Origin of the sequence: Muriicola sp. (assembly GCF_041567615.1) — a bacterium.
In the GTDB taxonomy this organism is placed as follows: domain Bacteria; phylum Bacteroidota; class Bacteroidia; order Flavobacteriales; family Flavobacteriaceae; genus Muriicola.
The window spans coordinates 1-1,746 of the sequence record NZ_JBFGBM010000276.1 but is presented as its reverse complement, the minus strand read 5'-3'; the positions used below and the strand labels follow the sequence as shown (position 1 = coordinate 1,746).

Annotated in this window: 1 protein-coding gene; it reads left to right on the top strand. The window is 48.8% G+C overall.

The genetic code is table 11. The features are described 5' to 3' along the window. Nucleotides 1–81: 81 nt before the first annotated feature. Nucleotides 82–1,683: a phosphoenolpyruvate carboxykinase (ATP) gene (gene pckA, locus ABYP73_RS13020; protein ID WP_372974624.1), complete on the top strand. Its 1,602-nt coding sequence runs from the start codon at nucleotides 82–84 to the stop codon at nucleotides 1,681–1,683. The last annotated feature ends 63 nt before the right edge of the window (nucleotides 1,684–1,746 follow it).

Sequence of the window (1,746 nt, the reverse complement as noted above, 5' to 3'; positions counted from 1 at the left end):
GATAAAAGTCATCTTTTGGGAGCATATAATTTCCAAATTTTGCAGTAGAAATTCAACCCAGTAGTATAAATAACATAATTCATGACAACATTTGATTTAACGAAGTACGGAATTGAAGTAAAAGAGATACACAGGAACAGCAGCGTACCGGTTCTTTACGAACTGGGACTTAGGCTGGAAGAGGGAACGGCCATCTCCGATGTGGGGGCGCTCCTGGTCTATTCCGGCGAGAAAACGGGAAGGAGCCCTAAGGACAAGAGAGTCGTCAGGCATCCGGACTCTGAGAAGAATATTGACTGGGGACCCATCAACATTGGCCTTGATGAGCACACCTATATGGTGAACAGGGAGCGTGCCCTGGATTACCTCAATACCAGGCCGCGCATCTATGTCGTTGATGCCTTTGCGGGCTGGGACCCAAAATACAGGCTAAAAGTGAGGATCATATGCACCAGGGCCTATCACGCCCTCTTTATGCAGAACATGCTGATCATGCCGACAGCTGCTGAACTCGAACAGTTCGGGGAACCAGACTATGTGATCTTTAACGGAGGAGGCTTCCCTGCCAACCGCTATACCTCGGAAATGACCTCCAAGACCAGCGTGGATGTGAACCTGGAAGCCAAAGAGGTCGTGATCCTGGGTACACAATATGCCGGGGAGATGAAGAAAGGTATATTCTCCATCATGAATTACCTGATGCCCCTGGAAGAGGTATTGCCTATGCACTGTTCTGCCAACGTAGGCGAAGAGGGGGATGTGTCTATCCTCTTTGGACTCTCCGGTACGGGTAAGACCACACTGAGCGCAGATCCCAAACGAAAACTCATAGGGGATGACGAGCACTGCTGGACAGACGATGGCACTTTCAATATTGAAGGAGGTTGTTATGCCAAGGCGATCAACCTTTCTGAAGAAAATGAACCTGACATTTACAACGCGATCCGGTTCGGCACCGTCCTGGAAAATGTGGTCTACGATAAGAAAACCCGTAAGGTAGACTATACGGATACCTCTATCACCCAGAACACAAGGGCGTCTTACCCGATCAATTTTATTGACAATGTTCAGATCCCCTGTATCGCAGGTCATCCGGAAAATATCATTTTCCTTACCTGTGACGCGTTTGGCGTGCTGCCTCCGGTGAGTAAACTCACCCCTGAACAGGCGAGCTACCACTTTATTTCGGGCTATACCGCCAAGGTGGCCGGTACCGAGATGGGGATTACCGAACCTCAGGCTACGTTCAGCGCTTGTTTCGGTGCCGCCTTTATGATGTGGCATCCCAACCGATATGCAGAATTGCTGGCCGAAAAGATCAAGAAACACCATGCAACTGCCTGGCTGGTTAACACAGGCTGGACAGGCGGCGCACACGGTGTGGGTTCAAGGATTAAATTGAAGTATACGAGAGCCATGATCGATGCCATCCACAATGGAGATTTTGACCATGTAAACTTTGTGAAGGATGAGGAATTTGGATTTATGATCCCCGAGAGTTGTCCAAATGTACCCTCCGAGGTCCTTATCCCCAGAAACACCTGGGAAGACAAGGAAAGATACGAGCAGGTCAAGGACAAACTGGTCGCCCTTTTCAATGAGAACTTCAAAAAGTTTGAAAAGGATGTGAACGAGGAGATCGTAGACGCCGGACCTAAACGTTCCCTGTCCGTAGAATCCTGATCTCGAGCAGAGCAGATCAATGAGGTTCCCTTTTCCTCTGCGAAAGGGGAACCTTATTTTTTG